The sequence below is a fragment of the Coleofasciculus sp. G3-WIS-01 genome (assembly GCF_040223135.1).
Lineage (GTDB): Bacteria > Cyanobacteriota > Cyanobacteriia > Cyanobacteriales > Coleofasciculaceae > Coleofasciculus.
In genome coordinates this window covers 1-23,332 of the sequence record NZ_JAVJZI010000172.1, presented here as the reverse complement: position 1 = coordinate 23,332, position 23,332 = coordinate 1, and the positions used below count along the sequence as shown (strand labels likewise).

The window sequence follows — 23,332 nt, the reverse complement described above, 5'->3', positions numbered from 1 at the left end:
ATTGTAACAATCTCCTACCCAAGAGTAGAGACGTTGCATGCAACGTCTCTACAATCCTGATTCAGCAAGCCCTAATTCAAATCAATCTTATCCAACTAACTCAGTCGCCCGCTTCGCTAAATTCTCAGCCGTTAACCCATTAAATGCCATAATTTCACCCGCACTTGATGCGGTTTCCCCGCGCTTCCAGGCAAAAATATCGCGCTTAACGGTACTCCGTAACATCAACGGTTCCAACATGGCACTCGCACCCCCGGTTACGCCAATCAACGCATCGCCACCAAACAACTCCTCAAATTTTTCATCATCTAAAAAGTGGCTATCAGGATCTGTACAAGTTTCCCACGCTACATCATGGGGACGATACAAACGCCGGGGACTAATTACCGAAACAACTCGCACGCCAATCCCTTGATTTTCCAGATGCACCGCTGCATCTAATACGGGAATCAATGTCATATCGCCAATCACGGCAAACACGACTTTCTTACTCCCTTCTGTGTCATGTAAAACCACACCCCCATCTTTCAAGGCTTGACGGGTTTGCTCAAATGTGGTTAATACAGGTAAAGGTGACTTACTCGCCGTAATCGTAATTCCCTTATTCTTCATCGTCAGCGCCCAGTCATAACACACCTGGATACTATTGGCATCACAGGGAAACAAGGGGAACACATTGCCATTCCGCATCATGGCAGCAAAGTAATTTTCAATCTCTGGACGCTGGTGAGTCCAACCATTGCGCCCTTGTTCCAATGCCCCAGCGGTAAATAAGGTAATCGTAGCCGGTGTCGGACGACGCAATTCTGCCATGGCTTGGGTAACTGTTTGCCATATCGGTAACCCATTAATCGCGAAGGATTCATAGGAACACCAAAGAGTACGGGCACCAAACAAAGCTAAACTCGCCGCTAACCCAGCACAAGCATCTTCACTCAACGGTTCGTAAACTTGACCCTTGGGTCCCTGATAATAGAGTTCATCGACGGTAGGATGGAGAATCTTCAGCGCCACGTTAATGTTATTAATCCCAGAGGCGGCATTGCCATCGGCATTAGAAATGATAAAGTTAGGGTCTTGTTTACCCACATAGGCAACTAAAGCCCCCATCGCTGTTGTCGCCACTTGCTTATCACCCTTAACCGGAAATTCCTCTAAGGGTAATGTGCCTAAATCCGGTAGGGGTAATTCTTTCTCCGTCACCACCTGATGAGATGCGGGACCTCCTGCGGCGCGTTCAGAGTTGGTGCGTACCAGTTGCCAAGCTTCTGGGGGTAAGGCACGCTGTTTCAAGGCTTTGACAATTTCTTCATTGTCTAGGGTATGGTGAGCGTAGAGGTTGTGGGCTTTGGCGCCTCGATCATGGACACCTGCGCCTTTAAGCTGTTTGATAATCAGTACAGTCAGCTTACCGCCAAGGGCAGATTTAGCGGCTTTATCCGTGGCTTCTAGTACGGCTTGGGTAAATTCCAAGCGTTTTTCCCAGGAAAAGGCGGTGCTATCGACGTATTCACCGGGTTGGTTGGCGTCGTCAAAGTCTTTGGCATTGACTAAGATAATTTCTTGAAATCCATTGCCTTCCCAGTATTTAATCATCTCGTCATTGGATTTGGTGGATACCATGCTGTGGTGTTCCTGGGAGTATCCATTCCAAACTAAGATGGGTAGGAAGTTGGTGACATCGGGATAGGCGGTGTGGAAGTGACCGAAACTACTCATTATGTATGGTTCACCAATCCCCCCATCGCCAATTGTTACGGGGAAGAGGGTATCCCGGTGGAGTAACGCCCCCGCCATGGCGAAATGCTGCCCTTGTCCCAGAGGTCCAGCCGGGTTGAGGAGTCCAGGAATTTGACCGGAAAGGTGTCCGAGGAGTCCATGCATTTCCCGAAAGCGTTCCCGCATTTGTTGTACTGTTGTAATCCCCATGTCCTCTAGGGAACGATCTAAGAACATGGTGCTGTAAAAGCCGGGGGCATGGTGTCCCACTTCGGTAATAATATTTTTGTAGCCCAGCATGATTAATGCGGCGATGCCTTCGGCAACACTGGCAAATCCGCCGGGATGACCGGATGCTTTGGATGCTGTGACTTGCAGGATTAGGTAACGCAGGGCATCAGCTGCTAGGAGGGTTTGGAAGACAGCCGCCGGGTCAGATGGAGATGCGATCGCAACGTTGCCCTCAGCAATGGCAGGTTTGCCTCCATACGTCTCCAAACCCGGTAAGGTTTGCCCAAAATATTGGATGCCTTCGCAAAATGCTGGAACGGGTGACGTAGGTTTTGGGGTTGTTGCAGTCATGCTGAGTACCTTAAATAGTTGTATCGGTAGATTAACTTTATGGAAATTTTACAACGTTTTGCAACTTAAATGTTGTTAAACTCAATCAGGTCTGCGTTATTTAGTGATAATTCAAGGTAATCAGACTTTGTTCCCCAGCGTCGCGGTCTAACCATTTCTCCTGCAGGGGGTGTGCAGATGGTGGTACGGGGGGTGCGATCGCGATGGCGAGCGAATGCCTGTAGGTACTGCTAGTGCATGACGGCAAAAGTTTTTGACCGATCGCTACAATCATATTAGACGCCCATAGGCGATTATCTTAAAATCAAAAGACATTAAGTACTCATGAGTGAAACTCAAGATAAACCAATCAATCAATCGACTCCTACGCCAGACGCAGGTCAAACCAAGTCCGGCAATTTTCTGCAAAATTGGAAGTTTAAAGCGGGGTTAATCTCTACAGCAGTTGTTTCAATTTTCCTAGGTTTGTTTCTTCTCGTTTTCTTTTGGCATCACATTGTTGCGGGGATGGGGATGAGTTCGTGGTCCAGTCGTGCTGGTGCAGAACCCATTGAGTGCATGATGAAAGACACCAACGACGATGGTTATGTTAGCTGTAGTGCCATGCTGAAAGGTGAGGTGGTTCCCCTAGAATGTGGCGTCAGTGTCTTTAATATTGGTTGCCGAGTTAATTATGGCGCAGCCGCTGCTCCAACTTTGCGTTCTTTTCCTGCTCCAAGGTGAAGCGTTAGCACCCTCCTCACATTTGGGTTTTTGGTGTTTGAGCGACGTTTAGGGACAAAAAGTTATCCAAAAACCCGATTGTGGCAGATAAATGCTTGGAATATACACCCGCTGATCCTGAGGATAATGTTGGCAAATTCGGAAGACTTAACCCCCCAGCTCATCCCGATTATATCCCCCTTTCGTCCCCCTTTTTAAGGGGGAAACCAATTTGCTCAAATCGCTCTATACTCCCAATGGGGTGGTGATGAACAATTTAATCATTCCCACTAAAGCACCGATCAGGAGGACGAGAGCAGATAGAGAATTAATGCCAAAACCAATGCCGCGTTTTTCCGCCGCTGTGTAGTAACCCCAGGCATAAATAATTCGCCCAATCACCCAAACTCCACCAATTCCCGCCCCCCAAATTGGACTAACAAACAGGGAGAATAACCACAAACTGGGTAAAAATAGGAGCAATTGTTCTGACGTATTTTGTTGTACGCGAAACACACGCTCAAAATTGGCATCTCCTGAAATTTGAGGTGCAGGTACTTTATATTTTGCCCTAGCTCGACCCACATTGATCGTCAGAACTAAGTAAACCAAGAGAGTGGCAACGGTGGCTAAAGCGGGAAAAATTAACGGTTTCAGTTCAATCATAGTTAAAGCCTCATCAACGGGTGATTGCTAAAAAACAGTTCACTTATTCTTTGTTAATTATTACTGATTTTTTCGATAAAATCAACGGCTCCTTTCGGGGACAACAGTTTGCAGTAGTGTTTATAGCTCAAAGCCTCAAAGAATAAGTTACCCGTCCTCAAATAGGGACTGTCTAAAAGATAGGACTTATTGTCACGCTTTTGAAAAACCAGTTCAGAATAAGACCAGGATAATCCGGTTGCCTTTTGAGTTTCTCGATAATTGATCGTAATATCGGCAGCTTGATAGGCATTTTTGATGCGCTCATCGACATAGTTGTACGCCCAGTTTAACGCCAGTTCGTTCATTTTGGAGATTGATTGATGCTCCCCTAGAGAGCGAAACCCTAGATTAGCCGCATCGATGGGATGAGCGGTATTGATTTTGCACCAAACCTGTTCGTAATTAGCGTTAACCTCATTCACTGAAGGAAAATATGTGCTGGTGTAGATTTTGCCATTTTCCACCGTTGGCTTACTTTCCAGAAACTTGTCCAAACGGGTGTAGATAGTATTGACGACATTATTTGAATTAATCGCGTCACGATGATAGTTTTCTATTATCCGTTGAACGTAGATACACCAGTTGCTTCTGGCGTCTTCAAGAGTGGATGCTTTAATGTTAGTCATAGAGTTAACGCCAATACTGCAAGGTACTAAATCATCACACCAATCAACGCCAGCAGTGCGATCGCGAAGGGCAGTTTCATCTTGAATGATGGATATTCTAGTTATTCTATCCGCTAATTTTCTACAGGGCTAAGCTAAAAATATTTAGAAATATTAACGGCATATTTCCCATCTCCAGGGTTTAAGTTGACGAAACAGAAAAACTGTAGCATTAGCTACCAAAAAATTATTGAGACTTGGCGCGATCGCACAGTTGCTCGTAATTGCTGATAAACCTTGCAGCTTGGACATTCTGGGGATACAGCACATTGATCCACGATAGTTTAGGGATATGCTAAAGTGACAAAAAATGTTTGTTCCTGTGATATCATGCCCCTTTCTACCTTCTCTAAAATCATCTACCCCGAAAGTGACGGTCAACCTTTGGCAGACAATACAATCCAATTCCGCTTAATTGTCACCATTCAAGGTGGAATTGATGCCCTATTTCTTGAGAATCCTAATGTCTTTGTTGCTGGAGATTTATTTTGGTATCCAGTGGAAGGCGAACCCTGGATTAGACAAGCGCCTGATGTCATGGTTGTCATCGGACGTCCCAAGGGTGATCGACGTTCCTATAAACAGTGGGAAGAAGACAATATTCCGCCCCAAGTGGTTTTCGAGATTGCCTCTCACAGTAACACGAAGACAGAATTAGAGGAAACCAAGCGTTATTTTTACGAACGTTATGGTGTTGAGGAATATTACCTGTTTGATCCTCAGCCTGGAATCCTCAAAGGATGGCAACGGGATGAACAAATATTACAGCCAATTCCGAGAATTTCGGGTTGGATTAGTCCCCGTCTGGGCATTCGATTTGAAGTAGAAGAGGGTAATTTACAGCTCTATCATCCAGATGGGGAGCGATTTGCTTCGTTTGTGGAAATTATTGAACAGCGGAATTTAGAGAAACGGGCAAGAGAACAAGCTGAACGGGAAAAAATACAAGAACAACAGGCACGAGAACAAGCGGAGTTAGCGCAACGAAATGCGATTCCCAAGTTATTGGCAATGGGTTTAACTGTAGAACAAATTGCTGAAGCGTTATCGTTACCAGTGGAGACTGTGCGGGCTATCGCTGAAAGGTAAGCTTAATAGTTAGCGCAACATATAATTTAATTGTCAGGGCAAGCGCGATCGCACCGTTCTGAGTGCTGATGAACCGGGCGGCTTGTACATTCTGGGGATACAGCGAATTAACAATTCTTTTTAAACATTCAACATCTCGCACAGTTACATTCATAGTAAAACACCTTGACTAAGACGCTGCATTATTAATTGATATCAAATTCGGGTTAGCCACCCCCTTGATAATTTAGTCCGCGTAGGCGGACGAAAGTTTGTGTAGCAGCGACTTCTAGTCGCCATGGCAAAAAGGGGGTTTCTTATAAGAATCTCAATGGGGGAACGCCTGAACTAGCTGGCGTTACTTTACCAATAATGCGACTATGAATATATCCTAATTCTTGCAGAATTTGCTCACACTTTACCGCTTGATCCGCCGGAATTGTTGCCAATAACCCGCCAGAAGTTTGCGGATCAAAAAGTACCTGATAATTGGCGCGATCGCAAATCTCTTCTTGATTGCTGATAAACCTTGCCGCTTGTACATTCTGGGGATACAGCGAACTGACAATTCCCTGTTCCACAAGTTCCGTCACCCCCTCCAGGATGGGAATTTTATCCCACTCTAATTCCACCGCCACTCCCGATGCTTGCACCATTTCTACCAAATGTCCCACCAATCCAAACCCAGTCACATCGGTACAAGCTGTGACACCATGATCTCGAAATACTTTAACCGCTTCCTGATTCGACAACAACATCGACTCAACCGCCTGATCAATCCAGCGCCCTTTTGCCTGTAAACGCTTATGAGCAGCAAATAATATCCCGGTTCCTAAACCTTTAGTGAAAATTAACTGATCGCCCGGTTTCATCCCACTTTTCTTAAGGATTTGCTGAGGAGATACTAACCCATTACAGGATAAACCAAACGTTAATTCTGCCCCTTCTGTTGTATGTCCTCCCACCAAAGTTGCTTGTACTTGAGAGAGTACCTTCATCGCCCCCGATAATAATTGATAGAGGGTTTCCTCCTGTTTTTCTGCTGTTCCATAAGGAACCGTTACCATTGCTAAAACACTCTGAGGCGTTGCACCCATGGCAAATAAATCGCTGAGACAGTGATGGGTGCTAATTTGTCCAAAGATAAAGGGGTCATTGATTAAGGTACGAAAATAATCAATTGTTTGCACCAATAGTTTATCGGCGGGTACTTGCACCACCGCCGCATCATCGGGTGTTCCCAATCCGAGAATAATATCCTCTGGCGTGGGGAAAGGATACTCATTCTGCAACCGTTTTAACACTCGTTCTAGGGTAGTGCTACCCACCTTAGAACCACAGCCGGCGCAATACATGGGTGGGGTGTTTTTCGGCTTCTTTAGAAGGGTAGATTTCGTCAAGTTTTGGGTTTTCTCCGGGAGATTATTCCCAGGTGTCATTGCTGGCAAATCCCTAAATTGCCGCATAAACTTGCGATCAATATGATCCTTCCAACGCCATAGCAGTCGGGAGTGCCAGCCAAAGGGACCCCAGGATGCGATCGCGCCGCCATCACCGGTGCCAATTAAACTCAAATACCGCCGTTGAGGTTTGTAAGGATTTAGTGTTTTTCCCTGTACAAAGCAACGCAAATTTTCCACTAAAGGCTTCCCTTGACGCACCGCAAATACCCCGGCTTTTGGACGAGGATGATTCACCATGGTGGCGATATCACCGGCGGCAAAAATATGAGGATGAGAGAGGGATTGTAATGTATCGCCAACTAAAATAAAACCCTGGGAATTATTATGAAGTCCTGATTCAGCTATCCAACTGGGCGCAGCGGCTTGGGTTACCCAAAAGCTGTAATCGCAATCGACAACTAAACCCGACTCACAGCAAATTTTATCGGGCAATATCTGAGAAACGGTTTCCCCTAAATGTACCTGAATTTCCCGCTTCTTTAGCAGCTTCTCAACATATCGCTGCACCCAGGAATTATGCCCCGATAAGAGTTGATTTCCCCGATGAAACAAATGAATGTTGACTGAGGTGTGATGGGAGGTTTTTGCCTGATGAATACGCCGTTGCATTGTCATTGCCAGTTCCACCCCACCCGCACCACCGCCGACTATTCCTAAACTCAGGGATTGTTGAGGATGTTGGCTAATTGTTTCGATGATTTGATTCCATCGCGTTAAAAATTGGGGAACGGGTTTAGCGGGAATCGCGTATTTAGCTACGCCAGGAACCGATTCTTTCGCCGGGGTACTACCAATATCAATGGATAAGACATCAAAGGCGACGGGAGGACGATTGGCACAGATAACTTTATTCGAGTTTAAATCCAAACCTACGGCTTTATCAATATATAATTGAGCGCCAGCAAATTGGGCAAGGCGTCGCAAATCGATATGACATTCATCAAAGGTATAGAACCCAGCCACATGACCCGGTAACATCCCGGAATAGGGTGTATAAGAAACATTGGTAATCAGGGTCAAGCGCACTCCGGGCAAGGGATTCATCCCCAACATCCGCAGTGCGATCGCGTGGCTATGACCGCCGCCAATCAGGACTAAGTCTTTGTCCTTCGTCCTTTGTCCTTTGTCCTTTGTCATTGGTCAGGGGTTGACACTTATATGCCTAATTTAACATAGTTAAGTTTATTTAAACTAAAAAATGTTAACAAAGAGGTGAGTATTATCTCTCTCAGGCTAGATTGATTTCCCAGAATCCCAGGGGCATAATGAAGGGAAACAAAAGGAGAACCTGTAATGCCCAAGGCGATTATTTTTGATGTAGACGGCACTTTAGTTGATTCCGTTGATCTGCACGCCCAGGCGTGGGTTGAAGCGTTTAAACAGTTTGGCTATGACGTGCCTTACGATAAAGTCCGTCATCAAATCGGTAAGGGAAGTGAGCATATCATTCCCATATTTATTCCCCAAGAGGAGTTTGAACGCATCGGCGAGGATATTGCAAATTATCGCAAAGAATTCTATCAAGAAAACCTCCTATCCCAAGTGCGTCCATTTGAGGGAGTGCGCCAACTCTTTGAACGCCTCAAATTAGATGGCAAAAAACTTGTCGTGGCGTCTTCAGCTAGAACAAAAACCCTCACTCACTACAAAAAACTATTAGAGATTGAAGACTTAGTAGACGGCGCAACCTCTACAGACGATGCTGAAAAGTCAAAACCCGATCCCGATATCTTTCAAGCCGCATTAGATCAGCTCGATGGAGTGACTCCCCAAGACGCGATTGTGGTGGGTGATAGTCCTTATGATGCTGAAGCCGCCTGTAAAATTAACCTAAATGTTATTGGTGTACTTTGCGGTGGTTTCTCAGCAGCCGAGTTAAAAGAAGCTGGCTGTACGAAAGTCTATCAAAATCCTGCGGATTTACTCGCTAACTATGATCAGTCTCCTTTGGCTTAATCTCAGTAAATTCTTAATCATCGATCTCACAACAACTACTGAACCAATTTGCGAATTTTCCCATAGGCAATATAAGAACCTCCCTGGGAATTTTCCTTAACCTCATCAACCACATATAATAGTCCTTCCTCTCGAATCGTGCGAGGAAAACGGATGTTGTAGTCGGGATTATAGCCATCAGAAACCACTCTGGCTCGTAGTTTTTTCCCATCCTTCACACATTGAACCAAAACCCCATCCCCCACCGTATCTGTGGTTTCTAAATCAGCCGCTGTCCCTTGGGCTTTAGCGGTTTGTAATTCTTTCCCTGGGCGGGCTGTTTTTTTGGTAAATTTTGTTTCTTCTCCGGGTTTAACCAGGCGGCGAATGTTTCCTGAAGCGCGATAAAACGTACTATTAGCGGATAGGGTAATTTCATCTACGATATAGGTGACACCCTGTTCACGGATACTGCGAGGAAACTGCACATTTAAATCAGGATTGTACCCCTCAGAAATGACCCGCACTCGGAGTTTACCACCCGCCCGTTCACATTTAACTAAAACACCACCGTCTGGATCACTCGTCACCTCTAACCCACCGGCTGCGCCTGTTGTAATTCCGCGTAATTTTAAGTCTTCGCGATCGCGGGTTTTGGTTTGATAGGATTGATCGCGCATTTCTTTGCGGATTGCCCGATCAAATCGCCGATTTTCTAAACATTGGGCATAGTAGTCCAGTTGGGCAATTTCTTCAGCAATTTCAAAGAATTCGTCTAATGTCTTGACTTTTAGTTCCTCGATAGTTTCCCGCAGTTTAGCCACCGCTTGTTGAAAGTCTCCCTTATCCGCCAGGGAAACGGCTTCATCTTTTAATTTAGCAATTCTTAACTGAGACGTTTGTTCCAAAACCTTAGCATCAGGTTTGATATCTTTGGCTTGTTCTTCTGAACCGACATTTAAGGTAATAGAAAACTGATTGCTAATGTCTTTGATACTTCCTGCAACAATCGTTTGATAGTCATACGTCACAGTAGCAATCGCCCTCATTCCAGATTTTGATTGCGGGGAAATCGTTAATGGAATCGCTAAGGGCTTTTGTTCAACGCCATACACATCACCCAAGAAAACCTCTACCGTATTACCCACCTGGGAAAAGCGATAGTTATTTAAAATCTCCCCAACTTCAACAAACTCTTCCGGCTGTAGCCTCACCCTCAGATTTTGCGCCACAACCGAAACCAAACTTTCCATCTCAATTTCAAACACTTGAGAGGCGTCGTCGGGAGACTGAATGAAATAGAAATTCCCCCTGGCTGCATTTGCTATGTTAATCAGTAAATCTTCATTAAAATTATTACCAAACCCCAAAGTTGTAGTCACAATATTCGCTTCGGCTTTTTCTTGTGCTGTCTTCGTCAGCACTTGTGGATCTTGAATCCCATAATTTGCCAATCCATCGGTTAAGAGTAAGACTCGATTAATTCGTTCCGGACTTTGGTGGGATTGAACTTGACGACATCCCAACAACCACCCGCCACTTAAGTTGGTGCAACCCCCTGCCCGAATTTTACCAATTTTTGTTTTAATGGCGGCTTTATCGCTAACTAATTCTGGGGGAATAATCACCTCGGCGGTATCATCGTAAATCACCACCGAAACAAAGTCATCGGTGGTGAGATGATCGATAAGATTTTGTGCGGCTTTAATCGCATATCGCAGGGGTTCTCCCGCCATTGAACCCGAACGATCTAAGACTAAGCTGAGATTGAGCGGACGACGAGAAGATTTCTCCTGATTTGACTCAGATCCTTGAAAGCTAATCAGTAAGTCTACAGTCGAATGACTCTCTGCTGCAATTAAAGATTGACTGAGGGTGTAACTGGCTTTCATATAGACCGATTGAAGGATTTAGACGTCATTGTTTTATTTTAGCTTAATTAATGTCCACAACTGAAAAATCGTTGTCATGGGAGCATCTGGCTGGCTACCCATTCCCAATTTAAAGGCGTGACAGCTTAAAGATATGATATCAGGGTGTAGAGACGTTCCGCCGGAACATCTCTACCGTTGTTCAATCCGTTTCATCCTCGTCATTGTCATCAAAGAAACCGGGCGGCGGTGGAATATCCGGAACAATTTGAATCGTCATTCCTTGTTCAAACATACAAGAATCTATATCCTCATCATCTAAGATTACCTGCCTATGTGCCCAAGCCAGACGTTGATCGGGAAGTTCAATTTCTACCCAGCCGCCTTTAGTTTGTTTCCCAGTTATCGATACTTGTTCTCTAGTGAGATAGGTGATGATATTCTCTCGAAATGATGCCGGATCAGAGCGTACATTTCCTGTGACAATAACTGAACAAGCCGGAGATTCTGGCGATGCTTCCGGTTCTGGAGAGGGAGACGGTGAGGGACTAGGATTAGTCTCTTTTGGGGATTCCGTCGCTGTGGGAGAAGTCGTTGGTGAGGATACAATGGTATCCGTTGAATCGGTTAACGGTTGTACTGAAGCACGATTAAATAAACTAATCAGTAGAACTACTGTTGCTAAACCGCCGCCAATTCCTAGCCAAAGTAGGAGTTTTTTAGGGGATTTGGAAACCGTCGGTTCAGGATTTAAGAAATTGTTGAGATTTGATGATAATTGGACGTCAGAAGTGGGAGGGGTTTCCGGTTCCTCTGGCGTTTGCATATACCATTCGGGGATAGAATCGGGTTTTATAGAGTGTCGATCGGGTTGATCGCCATTGGCTACAGTCGATTCTGTCGTGGGTTGAGGATGAATAGACTCAGGAGGGGATGGGGGCGCGATCGCACTCTGGTGGTGTTGGGGTGAAACCTCTTGCGGTGTGGAGCCTGGGAGAGGCGGTGCGGTGGGAGCAACCGATTGAGTCGCTCCTAAGTTATCCTCGGCTTGGGGTAACTCCTCCACAGGTACAGAGACTGAGACAGGTGGTGTGGTGGGAGCAACTGATTGAGTGGGTGGGAAGTTATCCTCGGCTTGGGGTGACACTTCCACAGGTACAGAGGCTGAGACAGGTGGTGCGGTGGGAGCAACCGATTGAGTGGGTGGGAAGTTATCCTCGGATGGGGGTAACTCCTCCCTGGGTGTGGATTCCTCTTTTTGATCCAGAATGAGTGGGGAGGAAATCCGACTCAGATACGCTCTAATTTCGGCTCCCCCTGTTCCCTCAGCTTCCCGATTATTGTCGGGATTCCCTGGGGCAGTTTCCCGGGGTTGCTTTTGTGATACGATTAACCCTTCAATGCCTTTAATATCTTGATCTCTCAATCCTAAAGACTGTTGCAAATCTTTTAGGAGTTTACGAGACTTGGGATTGAGTGAATTGTCGGCTCGGAATACTTCCCGAAATGCTTGCTTGTATCGCTGTAATTTTTCCTGGTACTCCCGATAAGGGGTTAAGACTTGTGCTTCTATCGCGGCACAATCTGATCGGGTAAGCTGTAGACTCTGTGCTAATGTATCAAGAGCCGAACGACCGCCGACAGGAATTTCACCCGCTCTGATCCAACGTTGGGCTTCTTTGCGATACTTCAGGGTGAGGCGATTTAGAGGAACTTGACTCAGTGCGATCGCTTGGTAGGGTTCGCTAGCATATAACCTAGGTTTTAAAGCGGGAGCAACGATTTTAATCTGCTGATAAACATAGTCATGAATTTCCCTAACACAAATCCAATCATCATGATTGCGATCAGCGATTCCCGTTGCTAGTCCCTCGACTAAATAACGAGTGTAATCTGAGGGTTGAGAGAGTTCTGATTGGTTGAAATAGGGAATGGAACTAAAACAGCTCAGCAGCGCCCACTTTTCACCCGCCAGTTGCTCTTTGAGCCCGACTTCATTATAGTCGTTTGTGTTTATCTCCCAATCCAGAATATTGCTACAGTAACCATCGATGATCACGATATTCTGCGGACAAGGACTATGCTTAAGTATATCCTGGATTAAACTAGCCGGAACAACGGTTGCCTTAACTAGTTCTTTTTGGGAATGATCATCAGTCATGCGAGTGGCAGTGATGCCAGTACCTAAATATAGGGTATCATTATAATCTTGAATACATTGACCCGAAAAAAACAACAACACGATATCTTCCTCTGAACGCTGGGAAAATAACGTTTCCATAGTTTCCCGCATCACGGGAGGATTTGGATTGATGAGCGTTTTTATCTCGTCAAAAGAATACTGCAAAACTCGTTGCATCGCTTCAACAGCGTTAACGGCTCCGGGTACGGGATGAAAACCATAACCGTACTCACTTACCCCAATCAGCAATGCTATTTTCACAACTGGCGATTCCCTAGACTGCTACAACGTTTTGTGCTGCCTAAATTACTACCATCAAGATTTTATTCGGCAACTTGTGACCCTAAGTTTAGATTCACTGGTTCCACGAGAGCGGTTGTACATTTTATCTGCTATATTTAGGGGTTTTTGCCCTTATTGCGGAATCAATTAACCACGTCCCCACGCGGCAAAAAGCCAGGATGTCAAGGCAGATATTTAAATGTTTGTTAGCTTAGACCCTTGATGGTTGTCGTTGAGTACACCCTGTTTAAACCTTTACTTCTGTTCTATCCGGCTAGACAGGCAGGTATCTACCGAGATTCTATTTTTTTTGGTCTATTTACAAACCTATACATTGATCGTAAACTATATTTTTATTTGTGGCTACCATCGCTTTTTTTCTTCTCTCTAGAGTTTGTGGCAATTTGATAGCCAGAATCAAATCCCCCCGAAAATACTGATGCATTAGTTACATCTTTCCAGACATTTACCAGGTATCCTGGCAGGGGGTATCTTATTTTATCGGAATGAACTTCGCCGAATAGAGAGATTCCGAAGACAGAAATGCAGAGTAAATAGACTCAATTAATTGTTGCTCAGAGTGTAATTAACACAACCCCGACAATCATAATGGCGGTGCCGATTGACCGTTCTTTTATACCTTCCAAGTCATGGGCAATTCAAGTTTTATAAATAACTACAATTTATAAAACTTGTCATTTTTTGATGTATAACTTAAGGCTGATGACTTTTTAGAGACATTGTCCCCAACTTATCTACCGGGTGACTAGCTCTGATAGAATCAGGGTTTGCAGATAGAAAGTATCCCAGATTCCCAAAATCCCAAGGACAGGCTGGGGAGATCACGAATCAATTTGGTGCAACGGGCAAAATCATGAAACGCAGAAAATTTGTCGGGAATGCTGTCATTGGTGCAACGGGCACCGCCGCCTTAGGGGGTTGTCGCCAAACTACCACCAGTTCAGTGGCACAAAGCGGTAGCCAACCTAGAATTCGATGGCGCATGGCAACGAGTTGGCCCAAATCTTTGGATACTATTTTTGGCGGCGCCCAAACCATGAGTCAGCGTGTGAGTGAAATGACGAATGGACGTTTCACGATTACGCCCTTTGCCGCGGGTGAGATTGTACCGGGATTGCAGGTGCTAGATGCAGTACAAACCGGAACCGTGCAATGTGGTCATACCGCGAGCTATTATTACATCGGCAAAAATCCCGCCTTGGCGTTTGGCACTACTGTTCCCTTTGGTTTAGACGCCCAACAACAGAATGCCTGGTTATATCACGGCGGTGGTTTAGAGGCGATGCACAAGCTTTATAGTGACTTCGGCGTGATTAGCTTTCCGGCGGGGAATACGGGGACTCAGATGGGCGGCTGGTTTAAGCGAGAAGTCAACTCGGTGGCGGAACTCCAGGGATTGACAATGCGTATCCCTGGATTAGGAGGTGACGTGATGTCTCGCTTAGGGGTCAACGCACAAGTCTTACCCGGTGGCGAGATTTACCTCGCACTAGAACGGGGTGCGATTGACGCGGCTGAATGGGTAGGTCCCTATGATGATGAGAAGCTAGGCTTGCATCAAGCGGCTCAACTCTACTACTATCCCGGCTGGTGGGAACCCGGGGCGACATTAGAAGTACAGGTGAATAAGGCAGAGTGGGATAAATTGCCCAAAGAATATCAGGAAGTCTTCAAAACGGCAGCGATGGACGCCAACCTGAATATGCTGGCACAGTATGACGCCTTAAATCAACAAGCCCTGGGAAAACTGCTAGACACTGGCACAAAGCTAATGCCCTATTCTCAAGAGATTATGCAGGCGGCTCAGAAGGCATCCTTTGAGATATATGAGGAAAATGCCGCCCAAGATAGTACCTTTAAAGAGGTTTACGAGCAGTGGAAGGGCTTTCGCGAACAGATTTACCGATGGCACCAGGTCAATCAACTCAGTTTTTCTAATTTTGTGATGGCGAATTAGGGATGAGGACGTTTTGAGTGTGTAGGGGCGGGTTTAGGGATTTTATGCGTGGCTATTGGTGGTAACGTTTGTGCAAAACCCGCCCTGACTTAGTTTATATACAGTAAGCTACACCGAATAAAGTTCATGGCTGCTGTTTCTGGATTACTTGGAACAGGCGCGATCGCAAGCTGCTATCTTAACCGGAAAGCCCTATGTAGGCATACTAGAAGCTGGAGGACAATGCAATAAGATGTTGATTCCCGATAAAATATACTTAGTTCCTGTATAGGGTCTTAAAACTGTTTAATATCTCTCTAATCCTTCCCTGGTAATTTTAGTAAAGTTGATTCAACCCCGATGAAACGTCGAACTAACCCCGTAGCTTCTATCCTGAACGCCACCACCCTAGCCATTATCGGCGGGATTTTTATCCTGGGAATTGGTGTCGGTATTGCTTTTAGTTCCACAGCCAGTCCCAATCTGGAAAATGTGGCATCCCGTGAAGCGATTGACCGCAGTGCGCCCAATCCGGAATTGTGTATCCAGTATGGTGCTAGCGCTATGGTCACAGATATGCGGGTTTTTGTCACCCTCAACCCCTTTAACGTTTACGTAACTCAGCCGAGTATGCGCCCCGGATGTGTTTTGCGCCGGAACAACTGGGCAATTTTAGAGAAACAGAACCTGGTTTCCTCGGAGCAAGTGAATGAGTGTAAGAACCGGATGAATACTTTTGGCTTCACTGGTCCGTTGGAAGGTAAGCCGAAAATTGACTGTATCTACCAGAATGAGGCAGAGGATAACTTCTTCCTCAACCAACCGGGATCAGGTAGTTCACCATCTGAAACCAATAAGTTTTAAGCCTATCTTGCCTAACGGATAGGGTGTAGAGACGCGCCATGGCGCGTCTCTACATTTTTTGTGTGGGGGCGGGTTTTACCCCTACTGTTGCTGAAGCAGCAATCATCAGGACATGACCAATGAGGACTTATTAGTAGTAGGCATTTTAAGGCACTAAAGTGCCTACTACAAACAATGACTAATCCCGATGCATTAAAGGTCGTAGCGCATTTAACCCGGCGGCGATCGCACTCCCATTATGCACCCCTGTGGCAACCAGGGGATGAAGTCCCACTGTTGAAGCCAGTCCCAAGGCGGCTAGGTTAGGAGTGACAGCCAGGGCGGTATTCTGCTGGACAATTCCCCGGGTTTGCTTGGCAATCGCGATCGCATCCAGTACACTGGCTAAACCATTCTCCATTAGCACTACATCCGCCGTTTCCCTCGCTACGGCTGAACCATCGCCAAAGGAAATCGATACATCCGCGTATGCTAGCGCCACGGAATCATTTAACCCATCCCCCGTAAACGCTACGGTTTTTCCCTCTGCTTTTAACCGACGTACCACATCAGCTTTGGTTTGGGGGAAGGCTTCGGCGTGAACCTGAGACAAGGGAATATCCAATTCCTGCGCCACAGCGATGGCTTTGGTTTGGCTATCCCCCGTTAAAAGATGAATCTCCATGCCATACTCATGTTGCAACTGATGAATCACCCGGCGGCTTTCTGTTCGCAAGGGATCTTTATACTGAATCACCCCTTGGAATTCATCCTCACAAGCCACATAAATCAGCGAAGAATCGGCAGAAATGGGACAATCTTGCTGACATCCCCAGAGTTGACGACAACAGGGATGTTGATCATAAAAACAATCCACACTAATCCCAGCTTGCCGCAAAAAGCGATCGCTGCCTACTAATACTCTCTCTCCGGCAATTTCAGCCCGGACACCTAATCCCACCTCATAATGCCACTCACCACGAGGTAAAATATCTATACCCTTCTCCTCTACATGACGCATCACCGCTTCAGCCACTGGATGAGTCAATCGTTGTTCTGCTGCTGCTGCAAGTTCTAAGATACGTTGTGCCGACAAGCGATTGGTGACAGTTTCCACCGCAACAACTTGAATATTCCCCTGAGTTAAGGTTCCTGTCTTATCGAAAACAATTGTATCCACCTGAGCAAGTTGTTCCAATGCCCGTCCCGAACGGATTAAAATACCATGGCGAGTGGCATGGGTGAGGGCGGCGAGAAAGGTGGTGGGAATGGAGACGCGCATCCCGGTGACAAAATCCAGGGTGAGGATAGATGCTGCTCTGGCGGGGTTACGAGTAATTGCCCAAACCCCAGTGGCGAGGAGAAAGGCGGGCAGAATTGACCGTTCTGCCAGTTGTGCGGCATAATTTTCCATACGGGTATCATGGACGGGGGCTTGCTGCACCAACTGAATACTCGCACCGGCACAGGTATCTGCCCCAACCCGTTCCACTTTGATATATAATTCCCCCGATCGCACTAATGTGGATGCATAGACGGTTTGTCCGGCTTCTCGTACCACAGGCATGGATTCCCCGGTGAGTTTCTGTTGATCAATGGTGGCATTTCCCCGCAACACCACGCCATCAACAGGGATTTGTTCACCCGGATATACTATTACGGTGTCTCCAGGTTGTACCTGAGTTAAGGGAACCTGCTGTTTTTCACCGTTACAGTCCATCCAAGCAAATTGTCCGATAGAATCGAGTAAATCTGTGGCTTGGGCATGAGTTGAACGAGCCGTGCGATCGCGGATAATATCTCCTAGTTCATGGAGTGTCATCATCAGGGCGGGCGTCAGCCAGTTTCCCTGAATTGAGGATAGAGTAATCGCGACTAAATCCAAGCAATCGATAGTGAGTCGGTGTTCCCCCAGCAAACTTTTGACCGCCCGTTTCGCCACCGGTAACCCCGCAATGGCGACAGAACCCGCCACCAGAGATTGAGGAATGGGGAGGCGCAACGGACCCGCTAGCAGGGCGAGGAGGGTAGCCAGGGCGGGACGTTTGAGTTGGGACCAATCATTTTCGTCTAGTGGGGGATTGGGATTTGGGGATTGGGACTCCCCAACTAGGGCGGGTTTAGTGTAGAGACGCGCCGTGGCGCGTCTGTACAAGGTGGTAACGTTATCGGTCAAACCCGCCCCGACAAATTGGCTCCTGTGCTCCCTATCTTGTTTTCCTGATGTTTGAATCAACGAAAGCAACACCCGACGCATCTGAACATCGGATAGCTGCTGATTGTTATAGGCAATTACAATAGAGGCGGCGGCGCGACGCACACGCACCTGAATCACCCCATCTTGGGACGCCATCAATGTTTCTAAACGATGGGCATAATCGGCATCATCTGCCAACCGGGGCACGCGAAATCGCACCCGTCCGGGAATTGAATGCACTACGCGACAAGGGATTCTCCCAGAGGGTACAGCCTTGTTCCCTGACAGGTTTGCCCGATTGCAATCCTGGGAGTTATCATAACTGGCGTAGCGTGCGATCACGTCCCATCGGCTGTCCAGATTTACCATGCTCATGCCTCAGAAATCTTGATTGGTAGTTAGGCATTTCTAATGTAAAACCTTAAGGACGGTTAATTCACTCTCTGCAATTTTTATTCACAAATCATTAATATATTAGCTAATAATTTAACAATTATAATTGATATTTGTCACTATTTTATCAAATGTATTGGAGCAGATTAAGTATCATTCAAGCAAGTTGCCCAGTGCGTACTTAGAGTTGAAAAAATAGCCCTGTAGGGGCGAGTCGCTGGATTATCTGAAATGGGGAAGCCGATTAATTTGATCGACTCGCCCTCATCTGTTATCTGGAAGCATTTATTTTAGGGACGTTTTTAAGTTAAGTCCGTGATGTTTTCAGTTTTTTTTCAACGCAGAGGTACGCAGAGGTTATCGCAGAGGCACGCAGAGTTATTTCAGAGGTGATGGTTCTCTGTGAAGAGCATTTTTTCAACGCCTTACGGCATCAAAGGTAATCGCACTTGCTGGGGTGGCTTTTGTTCTATTTGCTGCTTTGTGCTCAACGCCTAACGGCATCAAAGGTAATCGCACTTCTTGACCCATTAAAGCCTCAAATTGTGGATTTTGTGCTCAACGCCTTACGGCATCAAAGGTAATCGCACAGGTATTCAAATTAACGATCGAGGTAATCATTGATCGTGCTCAACGCCTTACGGCATCAAAGGTAATCGCACCGCGATCGCACGAACCCTTAAATCATAATGGCTGCCAATCGGTTTTGCAAGCATCTCCCCAATCCAACTCTCCTCACGCCAAAATTGACTCAAATTTGGCAAAATTAGCCAAAATCCAAAACGCTGTAACCCTTACCCTGAGAGGAATTCCGGCATTTTGCAAGCATCTCCCACACCCTTAAAAGAGCCGCAAACCCAAGCCCTGTCTGGATTTGCACCCTATTCCCCAGCCTTAAAACCCTCAACAGACACAGATGCTTGCAAATTACTCCCCCCGCTCCCCCCGCTCCCCCCGCTCCCCCCGCTCCCCCCGCTCCCCCCGCTCCCCCCGCTCCCTCTGCTCCCCCAGCTCCCTCTGCTCCCCTTAACCGAACAGTATTTACTCCACCCGTATTTCTATCCACGCATTATCAGGCGGTTGACACCATTCACTCGGAGGAAGTAACTGAAATCGTTGCCAACGGGTTCCTTTTGAACCAACATGATCCACCCAATAGGGTAATGTTAACAGTCCATCCTCCTGCTGCACTAACCAGCGTAGGGATTCACCCCGATAGTCTTCGGGTAACAGATTAATCGCATTGACTAAATCCCGACTTTCACCCAAACTCAACCCACCAAATCGATCCACCGTTTCTGGATTCGCGATCGCGTCTGTTAATCGTTGGCATAATCTTGGTTGGGCTTTGTCTGTACCTGACGCTACCCAGACGATAAACTGAATATCACTGAGTAACTCTTGATAATCTGGACGTGCATTCGTGGGGTCAAAGATTTGCTTCTTTTTGAATCGGCGAAAGGTGCGGAGTATCGTGGATTTTTCCGGTTCATTCAATAGCGCGATCGCTAATTTAGTCCCACAATGCCGATATCGATCCATTTCCCCCACCATCGATAAAAGCATACCATAAACCGTTGCTGGAGGCGGAACCGGGTAAGTTTGGGCGTATTCCCTGGCGCGGGAGACACGGAAACAGGCGATGGGAACCTCAACTTTGATGGCGGTAATCATTACACTACCTCCAGTTGGGCTAACTGTAAATCATGGGCAATCCGTTGTTTAAGCGTCGAAAGTGCTACTTTTGTCCCCGCTAGCACATTAGCACCTAATTCCTCTAAGCGATCGCCTTCTGGGGTTTTGGCAATTGCACCGGCTACCCAGAGTTCCGTTGCTTCAATGTCTCCCACTTCGACGCGATGGATTAAACTGGGCACAGATATCTCCCCATCTTCATCTTCCTGGAAACAATAGAGAATCCGAGGTGAAAAATCCTTTGTCCACCGCAAGACTAAACTTTCTGGAGAGAAGTCATAGAGAAAACGAGCATGATTTCCAGCGACTTCTCCCAAAGAGACTAACCCGTCTAACACCGGAATAATCCGGGATGTCTCTTTTAGGCGATTAGGGGTTAAGGCGAACCCATATTGATAGCGAGTGGCGTGAACTTCTGTGCCATAAAGAGAGGTTCTCCCCTTTTGTCCACTGGCGGAATTAAAGGTAATATCTCCCGCATAAGGAATCGTGGAAACGGCGCGAGTGACTTCTAATACTCCTCGTCTGGCGAGATTGGTTCCTTTGGCTTTCTTGCCTTTCCCTTTTTTCTCTTCGTCGCTAAATTCTTGTTTTGCCCCTTCTGCTTTCATGTAACCGAGGACATCATCATCAATATAGGTGGTTTCATCAAAACTTCCCTGTAAAATATTATCATTTTTCTGATCATCCCAACAGCGATTTACGGTATAGTCACCCCCAGCGGTTTGCCAATAGTATCGTAGCGCCCAGCGGATGGCTTCAGCGGATACGGTGGTGTGAACTTCTCCTTTCCAGAGGAGTTTTTGTAGGGTGGTGATATTGCCTTCATTTTCGCCACGGTTATTCGCGGCGGTGCCGTAGTTGGTTAAGATATTGCCAAATAGATGAAATGTCATGGTTTGTTCTCCAAACGGTTGATAATTATTGAGGGTTTCCTCCCTCCATCGTTCCCAGGATCTGCTTCTTTTTGTTACTTTGGGGTTGAGATCTGGGCGAAGCATTCGTGGAGTCAATTGATCGGCTTCGGATAAACATTGTGGCACGAATGCTTCGCCCCTACATGCCCCTACGTGCCCCTACATGCCCCTACGTGCCCCTACATGCCCCTACGTGCCTCGACATGTCCCTACGTGCCCCTACGTGCCCCTACGTGCCTCGACATGTCCCTACGTGCTCCGACCAATTCGGAAATAATCAGGGTGACGTGTTTAATATCCAAAATCAAATTCCGCCTCATCTTCTGATTCCTCCGTCGCTACCTTTTGACTCTGACTACTGCGCTTATAACTGGCTAAGGCTAATAACGCCAAATCTCGTCCTTTTTTCCAATCCTTTGCCCCCATAATTAAATCCATAAAGTCTTCCCAATTTTCCTCCAAGGTGGGCATAAATCGCGCCCTAGACAAGTAATCGGTAATAAACTCCCGAAACGCCACAGCCGTTTTACACCGTGCTAATCCAGTACGGAACTTAGTGTCCTCTCGTTCATAATTTGGCACTTCCTTTTTGTCTTTTGCTCGTTCATAAAGTTGTTTATAGTTATAAGCGATCGCTTCATGACAAGCCTTTACAAATAGCTTCTCACTTTCTCTGTCCCATTCCACTTCTTGAACCATCTGATTTAGTCCTCCGCGTTCATAGGTCAATTTTTGAAATAACTCATTACTCGTAGCATTATCTGCCAAACCTGCATACCAATGCTTTCCCCTGGCTAAGTTTTCCGCAATTAACTCCCGGGCAAAACTACAGGAAATAAACAACCCCTCTTTACCCGCTACATCACGGGTACTTAAATAATTATCACAAACCTGATAATTCCGCTCAATTCGCTCATTTGCCTCAACTAAATATAAATCCGTGCGCGTTTTTTGTTGACTTGCCCAAGGTACTGTTCCTAATGTAATCACCTGACAGCGTTTAAAGGGACGTTCTGCCAGAATATCCTTAGTAATATAGGTCAAAAACTTTAACCCCGCATCCCCTAACCCAGAGGCAAAAAAGTCCTTATATCCCTCCTCGCGCCATTTCCGATGACGCCGCCAATTAGCATAAGCGGCTAAGTCGGTAATTTCGGGAATAACTAAAGCATATTCTGCCCGTTTATCCCGTAATTTAGACCGAATCGAATAGTAACAACAGGCTACGGCGGCAAATAATAAAACGAATACAGCTTCTGGTGGTTCTTCAAAGCTGGTATTGGAACTAAAGGCAATATGTCGTACTACTGTTCCCGGATTTAACCATCCCGGTACTTTAATCGGTTTAGTTAGGAATTTACCCTTCGGATCACAAAGGATTTTTGCCTGTTGATAGATGTATCCAGACAGATGTTTATATCGCGCCACTAATTCCGGTTTACCCTCTTCCAGGATAAAGGATTTAGAGACAAGTCCTGTGGAGGTGTGGGTTTTATTATGCTGTAAAAAGGTTCCCAGGATACCTTGATGCAGGATTAACTGAGATTGAATTGCCATTGTCTTTGAGTCTAATCCCCTTAAAGATATCCGTCCATCGTCTAATTGAAAGGATTCATTGAATAGCCAGTCTAGTACCTTAAAATCATTTTCATCCCATTGTAAAGTCACCTGATTTGGTGTCAATTGCCAGGTGAGATGACCCGGGCGATCGCGAACATTTGTTTCGGCTTCAAGTTGCTTTAAACTCATCCATAACCCAGCTAATCCGGCGCGATGGAGTAAGGTGAAGTGAGGATTATTTAATTTTAAGCTTAATTGGGTTGACATAAATGTTTAATCGACCTATTTATTGTGAATTGACCTTTGAACGCGGAGGACTAAATCAGATGGTTCATGAAGTGGAATGGGACAGAGAATGTGAGAAGCTATTTGTTAAGGCTTGTCATGAAGCGATCGCTTATAACTATAAACAACTTTATGAACCATCTGATTTAGTCCTCCGCGTTCATAGGTCAATTTTTGAAATAACTCTATCATCCGCATATATATTTTGTTTATAGGTGGTTGTCATCTGGGCTGTAGGGGCGGGTTTAGGGACTTAATTAAGGGATTATTGATAACTGAACAACGAAACCCGCCCTGATTCAATTGAC

19 protein-coding genes are annotated in these 23,332 nt (G+C 46.1%); 5 read left to right on the top strand and 14 right to left on the bottom strand.

Features of this window, described 5'->3' with window-relative positions:
• Positions 1 to 87: 87 nt before the first annotated feature.
• A complete protein-coding gene (locus tag RIM23_RS16805) occupies positions 88 to 2,301 on the bottom strand; it encodes a phosphoketolase (RefSeq protein ID WP_446368330.1) in 2,214 nt (737 codons plus the stop codon).
• A gap of 100 nt (positions 2,302 to 2,401) precedes the next feature.
• Complete coding sequence (locus tag RIM23_RS16800) at positions 2,402 to 2,575, bottom strand: hypothetical protein (protein ID WP_446368329.1); 174 nt, start codon at positions 2,573 to 2,575, stop codon at positions 2,402 to 2,404.
• A gap of 50 nt (positions 2,576 to 2,625) precedes the next feature.
• Here RIM23_RS16800 and RIM23_RS16795 point away from each other — a divergent pair, with 50 nt between their 5' ends.
• Positions 2,626 to 3,024: a hypothetical protein gene (locus RIM23_RS16795; RefSeq protein WP_446368328.1), complete on the top strand. Its 399-nt coding sequence runs from the start codon at positions 2,626 to 2,628 to the stop codon at positions 3,022 to 3,024.
• Positions 3,025 to 3,249: 225 nt separating this feature from the next.
• On the opposite strand, the gene RIM23_RS16790 is transcribed toward RIM23_RS16795, so the two are convergent.
• The 3 genes from RIM23_RS16790 to RIM23_RS16780 all read right to left on the bottom strand — a co-directional run bounded on the left by RIM23_RS16790 (position 3,250) and on the right by RIM23_RS16780 (position 4,628).
• A complete protein-coding gene (locus tag RIM23_RS16790) occupies positions 3,250 to 3,669 on the bottom strand; it encodes an MAPEG family protein (protein ID WP_446368327.1) in 420 nt (139 codons plus the stop codon).
• 53 nt (positions 3,670 to 3,722) lie between these two features.
• Positions 3,723 to 4,337: a hypothetical protein gene (locus RIM23_RS16785; protein ID WP_446368326.1), complete on the bottom strand. Its 615-nt coding sequence runs from the start codon at positions 4,335 to 4,337 to the stop codon at positions 3,723 to 3,725.
• Positions 4,338 to 4,490: 153 nt separating this feature from the next.
• The gene (locus RIM23_RS16780; RefSeq protein ID WP_446368325.1) at positions 4,491 to 4,628 is read right to left on the bottom strand and encodes a hypothetical protein; all 138 of its coding nucleotides are present in this window, start codon (positions 4,626 to 4,628) and stop codon (positions 4,491 to 4,493) included.
• 78 nt (positions 4,629 to 4,706) lie between these two features.
• Here RIM23_RS16780 and RIM23_RS16775 point away from each other — a divergent pair, with 78 nt between their 5' ends.
• Positions 4,707 to 5,465, top strand: a complete 759-nt coding sequence (locus RIM23_RS16775) for a Uma2 family endonuclease (RefSeq protein ID WP_446368340.1) — start codon at positions 4,707 to 4,709, stop codon at positions 5,463 to 5,465.
• On the opposite strand, the gene RIM23_RS16770 is transcribed toward RIM23_RS16775, so the two are convergent.
• Together RIM23_RS16770 and selD are read right to left on the bottom strand one after the other, a co-directional pair.
• The gene (locus tag RIM23_RS16770) at positions 5,449 to 5,619 is read right to left on the bottom strand and encodes a hypothetical protein (protein WP_446368324.1); all 171 of its coding nucleotides are present in this window, start codon (positions 5,617 to 5,619) and stop codon (positions 5,449 to 5,451) included. The two genes, RIM23_RS16775 and RIM23_RS16770, sit on opposite strands and share 17 nt — an antisense overlap.
• 142 nt (positions 5,620 to 5,761) lie before the next feature.
• A complete protein-coding gene (gene selD / locus RIM23_RS16765; protein ID WP_446368323.1) occupies positions 5,762 to 8,044 on the bottom strand; it encodes a selenide, water dikinase SelD in 2,283 nt (760 codons plus the stop codon).
• A 156-nt stretch (positions 8,045 to 8,200) separates the two neighbouring features.
• Between selD and RIM23_RS16760 the strand changes: the two genes are divergently transcribed.
• Positions 8,201 to 8,863, top strand: a complete 663-nt coding sequence (locus RIM23_RS16760) for an HAD family hydrolase (RefSeq protein WP_446368322.1) — start codon at positions 8,201 to 8,203, stop codon at positions 8,861 to 8,863.
• Between the two features lie 35 nt (positions 8,864 to 8,898).
• Here RIM23_RS16760 and RIM23_RS16755 read toward each other — a convergent pair whose 3' ends face one another.
• Entirely contained in the window at positions 8,899 to 10,734 is a 1,836-nt protein-coding gene (locus tag RIM23_RS16755; RefSeq protein ID WP_446368321.1) for a vWA domain-containing protein, read from the bottom strand.
• 181 nt (positions 10,735 to 10,915) lie between these two features.
• Positions 10,916 to 13,156 (bottom strand): caspase family protein, encoded by a 2,241-nt coding sequence (locus tag RIM23_RS16750; RefSeq protein WP_446368320.1) that lies wholly within the window; start codon positions 13,154 to 13,156, stop codon positions 10,916 to 10,918.
• A gap of 895 nt (positions 13,157 to 14,051) precedes the next feature.
• Between RIM23_RS16750 and RIM23_RS16745 the strand changes: the two genes are divergently transcribed.
• Positions 14,052 to 15,155, top strand: a complete 1,104-nt coding sequence (locus RIM23_RS16745; RefSeq protein WP_446356699.1) for a TRAP transporter substrate-binding protein — start codon at positions 14,052 to 14,054, stop codon at positions 15,153 to 15,155.
• A gap of 339 nt (positions 15,156 to 15,494) precedes the next feature.
• Positions 15,495 to 15,998, top strand: a complete 504-nt coding sequence (locus tag RIM23_RS16740) for a DUF3172 domain-containing protein (protein ID WP_446368319.1) — start codon at positions 15,495 to 15,497, stop codon at positions 15,996 to 15,998.
• A 178-nt stretch (positions 15,999 to 16,176) separates the two neighbouring features.
• Here RIM23_RS16740 and RIM23_RS16735 read toward each other — a convergent pair whose 3' ends face one another.
• The 5 genes from RIM23_RS16735 to cas8a1 form a co-directional block, all read right to left on the bottom strand.
• Positions 16,177 to 18,543 carry a heavy metal translocating P-type ATPase gene (locus RIM23_RS16735; RefSeq protein WP_446368318.1) on the bottom strand — a complete coding sequence of 789 codons (2,367 nt, stop codon included), beginning with the start codon at positions 18,541 to 18,543 and terminating at the stop codon, positions 16,177 to 16,179.
• 662 nt (positions 18,544 to 19,205) lie between these two features.
• Complete coding sequence (locus tag RIM23_RS16730) at positions 19,206 to 19,331, bottom strand: hypothetical protein (protein ID WP_446368317.1); 126 nt, start codon at positions 19,329 to 19,331, stop codon at positions 19,206 to 19,208.
• A gap of 277 nt (positions 19,332 to 19,608) precedes the next feature.
• Positions 19,609 to 20,241, bottom strand: a complete 633-nt coding sequence (cas5, locus tag RIM23_RS16725) for a type I-MYXAN CRISPR-associated protein Cas5/Cmx5/DevS (RefSeq protein WP_446368316.1) — start codon at positions 20,239 to 20,241, stop codon at positions 19,609 to 19,611.
• Complete coding sequence (gene cas7i / locus RIM23_RS16720) at positions 20,241 to 21,158, bottom strand: type I-B CRISPR-associated protein Cas7/Cst2/DevR (RefSeq protein WP_446368315.1); 918 nt, start codon at positions 21,156 to 21,158, stop codon at positions 20,241 to 20,243. Before cas7i ends, cas5 begins: the two co-directional genes overlap by 1 nt.
• A gap of 312 nt (positions 21,159 to 21,470) precedes the next feature.
• Positions 21,471 to 23,006 (bottom strand): type I-MYXAN CRISPR-associated Cas8a1/Cmx1, encoded by a 1,536-nt coding sequence (gene cas8a1 / locus RIM23_RS16715; RefSeq protein WP_446368314.1) that lies wholly within the window; start codon positions 23,004 to 23,006, stop codon positions 21,471 to 21,473.
• Between the last annotated feature and the right edge of the window lie 326 nt (positions 23,007 to 23,332).

Coding starts and splice junctions, on each gene's coding strand:
- RIM23_RS16805 (WP_446368330.1), bottom strand. CDS start 2,301: ATGACTGCAACAACCCCAAAACCTACGTCACCCGTTCCAGCATTTTGC.
- RIM23_RS16800 (WP_446368329.1), bottom strand. CDS start 2,575: ATGATTGTAGCGATCGGTCAAAAACTTTTGCCGTCATGCACTAGCAGT.
- RIM23_RS16795 (WP_446368328.1), top strand. CDS start 2,626: ATGAGTGAAACTCAAGATAAACCAATCAATCAATCGACTCCTACGCCA.
- RIM23_RS16790 (WP_446368327.1), bottom strand. CDS start 3,669: ATGATTGAACTGAAACCGTTAATTTTTCCCGCTTTAGCCACCGTTGCC.
- RIM23_RS16785 (WP_446368326.1), bottom strand. CDS start 4,337: ATGACTAACATTAAAGCATCCACTCTTGAAGACGCCAGAAGCAACTGG.
- RIM23_RS16780 (WP_446368325.1), bottom strand. CDS start 4,628: ATGTCCAAGCTGCAAGGTTTATCAGCAATTACGAGCAACTGTGCGATC.
- RIM23_RS16775 (WP_446368340.1), top strand. CDS start 4,707: ATGCCCCTTTCTACCTTCTCTAAAATCATCTACCCCGAAAGTGACGGT.
- RIM23_RS16770 (WP_446368324.1), bottom strand. CDS start 5,619: ATGAATGTAACTGTGCGAGATGTTGAATGTTTAAAAAGAATTGTTAAT.
- selD (WP_446368323.1), bottom strand. CDS start 8,044: ATGACAAAGGACAAAGGACAAAGGACGAAGGACAAAGACTTAGTCCTG.
- RIM23_RS16760 (WP_446368322.1), top strand. CDS start 8,201: ATGCCCAAGGCGATTATTTTTGATGTAGACGGCACTTTAGTTGATTCC.
- RIM23_RS16755 (WP_446368321.1), bottom strand. CDS start 10,734: ATGAAAGCCAGTTACACCCTCAGTCAATCTTTAATTGCAGCAGAGAGT.
- RIM23_RS16745 (WP_446356699.1), top strand. CDS start 14,052: ATGAAACGCAGAAAATTTGTCGGGAATGCTGTCATTGGTGCAACGGGC.
- RIM23_RS16740 (WP_446368319.1), top strand. CDS start 15,495: ATGAAACGTCGAACTAACCCCGTAGCTTCTATCCTGAACGCCACCACC.
- RIM23_RS16735 (WP_446368318.1), bottom strand. CDS start 18,543: ATGGTAAATCTGGACAGCCGATGGGACGTGATCGCACGCTACGCCAGT.
- cas5 (WP_446368316.1), bottom strand. CDS start 20,241: ATGATTACCGCCATCAAAGTTGAGGTTCCCATCGCCTGTTTCCGTGTC.
- cas7i (WP_446368315.1), bottom strand. CDS start 21,158: ATGACATTTCATCTATTTGGCAATATCTTAACCAACTACGGCACCGCC.
- cas8a1 (WP_446368314.1), bottom strand. CDS start 23,006: ATGTCAACCCAATTAAGCTTAAAATTAAATAATCCTCACTTCACCTTA.